Origin of the sequence: Intestinibacter sp., assembly GCF_051866655.1 — a bacterium.
Classification (GTDB): Bacteria; Bacillota; Clostridia; order Peptostreptococcales; family Peptostreptococcaceae; genus Intestinibacter.
Genome location: NZ_JBJDXL010000178.1, coordinates 1 through 5,265, shown reverse-complemented (window position 1 = coordinate 5,265; position 5,265 = coordinate 1). Strand labels below are relative to the sequence as shown.

At 31.0% G+C, this 5,265-nt stretch carries 6 protein-coding genes; all 6 read left to right on the top strand.

Annotation, left to right across the window (positions count from 1 at the left end):
- Window positions 1-547, top strand: a 547-nt coding sequence (locus ACI3VO_RS05410) for a zinc ribbon domain-containing protein (protein ID WP_439756933.1), incomplete at its 5' end; no start/stop codon positions are given.
- A 54-nt stretch (window positions 548-601) separates the two neighbouring features.
- Complete coding sequence (locus tag ACI3VO_RS05405) at window positions 602-1,276, top strand: Crp/Fnr family transcriptional regulator (protein WP_439756932.1); 675 nt, start codon at window positions 602-604, stop codon at window positions 1,274-1,276.
- A gap of 140 nt (window positions 1,277-1,416) precedes the next feature.
- Entirely contained in the window at window positions 1,417-2,415 is a 999-nt protein-coding gene (gene asrA, locus ACI3VO_RS05400) for an anaerobic sulfite reductase subunit AsrA (RefSeq protein WP_439756931.1), read from the top strand.
- A gap of 1 nt (window position 2,416) precedes the next feature.
- On the top strand, window positions 2,417-3,208 hold the full coding sequence (gene asrB, locus ACI3VO_RS05395; RefSeq protein ID WP_439756930.1) for an anaerobic sulfite reductase subunit AsrB: 792 nt from the start codon (window positions 2,417-2,419) through the stop codon (window positions 3,206-3,208).
- 11 nt (window positions 3,209-3,219) lie between these two features.
- The gene (asrC, locus tag ACI3VO_RS05390) at window positions 3,220-4,188 is read left to right on the top strand and encodes a sulfite reductase subunit C (RefSeq protein WP_439756929.1); all 969 of its coding nucleotides are present in this window, start codon (window positions 3,220-3,222) and stop codon (window positions 4,186-4,188) included.
- A 258-nt stretch (window positions 4,189-4,446) separates the two neighbouring features.
- Window positions 4,447-5,085, top strand: a complete 639-nt coding sequence (locus tag ACI3VO_RS05385) for an alpha/beta hydrolase (protein ID WP_439756928.1) — start codon at window positions 4,447-4,449, stop codon at window positions 5,083-5,085.
- The last annotated feature ends 180 nt before the right edge of the window (window positions 5,086-5,265 follow it).

The following is a 5,265-nucleotide window of genomic DNA, read 5'->3' as shown; positions in this document are numbered from 1 at the left end:
ATTAGGGATGATTGTATACGACAAGGTAAGAAATGGCCTTATAGATCAGAGTATATTTGGAGAAATAATATACGAAATAAGAAAGGTAGATTTAGAAATATACAATAGGATGCTCGACATAGCAAATATAGAGGGACACGACGAAAATACACCTGTATGTGAATGTGGGTATATACCAAAGAGTGATGAAAAATTTTGCCCTAAATGTGGAAGTGAAATAGATAGAGAGAAAAACTTTATGCTATGTGATGTTTGTGCAAGTAAAATCGATGTAGACTCTAAATTCTGTATCTGTTGTGGTTCAAAGGTCGTTAAAAAGCAAAAATTTGATATAGACGAATATGAAAGAGATGATTATGTTTTAGATGATGATAATGTAGAAGACGATGATTTTCAATCAATTGAAGAAGATCAAGCTGAGGTAATAAGTGAAGATATATATAGCCAAAAAGAAGAGTTAAAAGAAGAGGAAATATCTGATAAAATATATATAGATGAAGTAGACGAACAAAATACTATAGATTATCAAGAAGATATTATAAATTAACTGATAAGGATTAAAAACTCTATATTAATGTCTTTTAGATAATTTAATATAGAGGTGATTATTATTTTAAAAAATATAGATGCGTTCAAAAATATAAAAACATCTACAATTGAAGAGCTTGCTAAAAAGGGATCTGTGTTTAAATTAGAAAAAAAAGAGGTCTTATTTCACGAAGGAGATCTAGTTGAAAATGTCTATTTTTTGATATCGGGCAAGGTTTCAATATATAAAATGAATGAATTCGGAGAGCGAAAGATAATTTTTATATTAAATCAAGGTGATATGATAAACGAGATATTGATAAAAAATTCTACCACAGCTGTTGCATGTGAAGCCTTTGAAAAAGCGACAATAGTTAAATTTAATACAAAGGAATTTATCGATATAATGGAAAAAGATTTTAGCTTAGTTAAAAATATACTAGATTCTCTAGAAAAAAGAAATAGACGACTTTATAGACAGCTGAAAAATTCTACTTATATAAAAATCGAAAAGAAGCTTGCTGCAAAGCTATACAGGTTAAATCGAGAATTTGGAGTCGATAAGGGAGAGTGGCGATTGTTAGATGTCAAAGGTATTACGATGACTTATCTAGCTGATATGTTAGGATGTAAGAGAGAGACATTGTCTAGAGCTATGAAGATACTACAAAATGAAAATCTAGTTAAGTTAGAAAATAAAAAGATTTATATAAAGCCAGACGAGCTTTCATCGTTTTTTAAAAGTTAAAAAAATAGCGCTGTTTAGTAAAATGGCGTTATTTTTTTTGAAAAAAATAAAAAAACAAACTAGATTGTGATAAAAATCACATCGATTATATTTTAAAGTTGGTAATATTTAATTATAAAGATTAAGAAAGGGTGATGATAATGAAGTTAAAGCTTAACTATGAATCGTTTGATAAGGGATTAGAGAAATTAAGTGAGGAGTATAAAATTTTTGCACCAGTAGTTTTAGAGTACAAAGGTACTTATTCAGACACTCCAAGTATTAGATACAAAGAAGTGAAAACTTTCGAGGAAATGGAGTGGGGGCTTAAATCTCATTTTTCTCCAAAGGAAGTTATGTTACCTATAAATGAAATATTACTTTACTTTACACAAGATGAGTACAGTGAAGCAAATGAAAGAAAAGATAAAATTTTAATTTTTATGAGAGCCTGCGATATAAACGCAGTAAAAAGAGTTGATGAAATATATCTAAGAAACGGTGAAGAAGATTACTACTATAAAAGAAATAGAGATAAAATTAAATTTATCCTGGTAGGATGTAAAGAAAGCTTTAGAAACTGTTTCTGTGTAAGCATGGGCTCTAATAAAGCAGAAGATTACGCTATGGCTCTAAACATAAGAGAAGATGAATTATACATAGATATAAAAGACGATACATTAAATGTATTTGAAGGCGAAAGCACAGACTTTGAAGTAGATTATGTAAAAGAAAACTTCGTAAAGGTTGAAATACCAGATAATATAGATCCAGTAAAAATAAGCCAAGACCCTATGTGGGATCAGTACAACGCTCGCTGCATATCATGTGGTAGATGTAATTTTGTCTGTCCAACTTGTACATGCTTTACAATGCAGGATATTTTCTATAAAGAAAATGAAAACGTTGGAGAGAGAAGAAGAGTATGGGCATCATGTCAAGTAGATGGATTTACTGATATAGCAGGAGGACATTCATTTAGACAATCTAAAGGTGATAGACTTAGATTTAAAGCTATGCACAAGATTTACGATTTCAATAAACGCTTTGGATATCATATGTGCGTAGGATGTGGTAGATGTGATGATAACTGCCCACAATATATTTCTTTCTCTACTACTATCGATAAAGTAAATGAATTATGTAAGGAGGACAAATAATATGAATGGATATATACCAAAGGTTGCGAAGATAATAGATTTAATTAAGCATACACCGCAAGAATGGACATTTAGAGTTGAGTGCGATACTAAAGATGTACTTCCAGGTAAATTTTATGAAATATCTATGCCAAAGCACGGCGAAAGTCCAATATCAGTAAGTGGATACGGAGATAATTATGTGGATTTTACTATAAGAAATGTAGGAAAAGTAACTAGTGAAATATTTAAATACGATATAGGCGATAATCTTTTGATAAGAGGACCTTATGGAAATGGATTTCAAATTGAAAATTACATAGGTAGAGAGCTTGTCGTAGTAGCTGGAGGTAGCGCATTAGCCCCAGTAAGAGGAATAGTAGAATTTGCATATGAAAATATAGATAAATTTAAGAGCTTTAAATTAATCGTAGGATTTAAAACAATAAATGATGCTTTATTTAAAGATGATTTAAAAAGATGGAGCGAAAAACTAGACGTAACAGTGACAGTAGATACAGCGACTGAAGGATACGATGGACCTGTTGGACTTGTTACAAAATATATACCTGATTTAAAAATAGAAGATATAGATAATTTCTCATGTGCAGTAGTAGGACCTCCTATGATGATGAAATTTACAGTAGCTGAATTCTTAAAGAGAAACGTAGCAGAAGAAAATATATGGGTTTCTTATGAGAGAAAGATGTGCTGTGGATTAGGTAAATGTGGACACTGCAAGATGGATGAGTCTTATATATGCTTGGATGGTCCAGTTTACGACTATTCAAAGGCAAAAACATTAATAGATTAGGAGGTAGAGTTATGATTAGAGATATAAATACTAAAAAAGTAATGAAAAATGCTTATAGAATTACTAAAAATAGATATGGGACATCGCTTAGAGTAAGAGTTCCAGGAGGTGCAATAGACCCAGAATCTCTGAGAATTGTAGCTGAAATCTCAAATAAATTCGGAAACGGCGAAATCCATATGACAACTCGTCAAGGCTTTGAAGTATTAGGACTTAGATACGAGGATATGGATGAAATAAATAAAATGATACAGCCTGTAATAGATAAGCTTGAAATAAATCAAGTGGAACCAGATACTGGATATCCAGCAGCAGGAACTCGTAATGTATGCGCATGTGTAGGAAACAAAGCATGTCCAAAAGCAGCATACAACACTACTGAGTTTGCTAAAAAAATAGAAAAGGCGATATTCCCAAATGATATACACGTCAAGGTAGCACTTACAGGATGTCCAAATGACTGTATAAAGGCTAGAAGCCACGACTATGGAATAATAGGTATGCACAAGCCGGTATATGAAATGGATAGATGTGTAAACTGCCAAGCCTGTGTTAAAAAATGTAAGAGATTATCTACAGGAGCGCTATCAGTTGAAAACAATAAAATAGTCAGAGATGCTGAAAAATGTATAGGTTGTGGAGAATGTGTACTAAACTGTCCTACAGGAGCATGGACTAGAGATGAAAAGAAATACTACAGACTAGCTATAATGGGTAGAACAGGTAAGAAAAATCCTAGACTTGCAGAGGACTGGATACTTTGGGCAGATGAAGAAAGTATAATAAAGATAATAGTTAATACTTATAAATTTGCAAAAGAATACATGGCTAAGGATGCACCAGGAGGCAAGGAGCATATAGGATACATAGTAGATAGAACTGGATTTATGGAGTATAAAAAATACGTCCTAGAAGGAGTAACTTTAAATCCAGAAGCTGTAGTTAAAAATAATGTTTATTGGAGTGGAATACACTATTAAATAAATTTTAAACAAACTTTTTCAAACATATAAAATAAAAATGCCCAAAATACTTACCCTTTGTAAAAATAAAAAAATTATTTTTACAGAGGGGAGTATTTTTTTGTGGATCTTTAAAATAAAGATTTTCTTACAAGTTTGTAAAATATTAAATTTTAATTAAGAAAAAGATACAAAATTGAAAGATTTGACAAGATGAAAAATAGATTTAACTGTGATAAACTATAATAGTATGAAACAAACTTGGAGGGATACAAAATGAAAAATGATAAAGTAAAGTCAAAAAAAAGAAAATACGACACCTTTAGTATTACTATGGAGCTAGAGAAACCTTTACTTTACAATGAAGAAGAAAAAGAAATTTCTAAAGTCCAAAAAAAGAAACAGAAAAAGAAGATTAGAAGTAAAAAAATAATAAGGGCTATATTAGTTTTATTATTGGTATCAATAATAGGTTTTTTCATTTGGCTAAGTAGTTACTACGCTCCAACAAAAGAAGCTGAATTATCTTTAATAAGTGACAATAATGTAGAAGTGAGTATAGATAAAAATTTAATATCTTTTACACCTAAAAATACTACTCCGACGAAGGGATTTATATTTTACCCAGCTGCAAAAGTAGATGCCAGAGCCTATGCTAAGCTTTGCAAGATGATTTCATCATATGGATATGAGGTAGTAGCTGTAGATATGCCGCTTAACTTTGCTCCGTTTGGAAAAAATAAAGCCAGCGATGTTATAGAAAAATACGACAACATAGAAAGCTGGGTAATAGGTGGAGACTCTTTAGGAGGTCTTATGGCTACTAGATATGTAAATTCAAATTTAGAAAAAATTGACGGAGTTGTCTTAATATCTTCGTACCCAATGGATTCTTATTTAAAAGAGTTTCTATGAAATTTTTAGGCATCTGTTTTTCACAAAGTCCTATTTCTTCTGCTCTTATCATAAAATCAAGATATGCGTCTGTGTCTTCAAAAAGAATAGCTCTTATTTTGTCATCGAATTTTAATTGTGTTTTAGATAAAGCGTATTTTATTTGATTCACTTCTTCTTGATATTCGTTGAAATGATTAG

Coding starts and splice junctions, on each gene's coding strand:
- asrA (WP_439756931.1), top strand. CDS start 1,417: ATGAAGTTAAAGCTTAACTATGAATCGTTTGATAAGGGATTAGAGAAA.
- asrB (WP_439756930.1), top strand. CDS start 2,417: ATGAATGGATATATACCAAAGGTTGCGAAGATAATAGATTTAATTAAG.
- asrC (WP_439756929.1), top strand. CDS start 3,220: ATGATTAGAGATATAAATACTAAAAAAGTAATGAAAAATGCTTATAGA.
- ACI3VO_RS05385 (WP_439756928.1), top strand. CDS start 4,447: ATGAAAAATGATAAAGTAAAGTCAAAAAAAAGAAAATACGACACCTTT.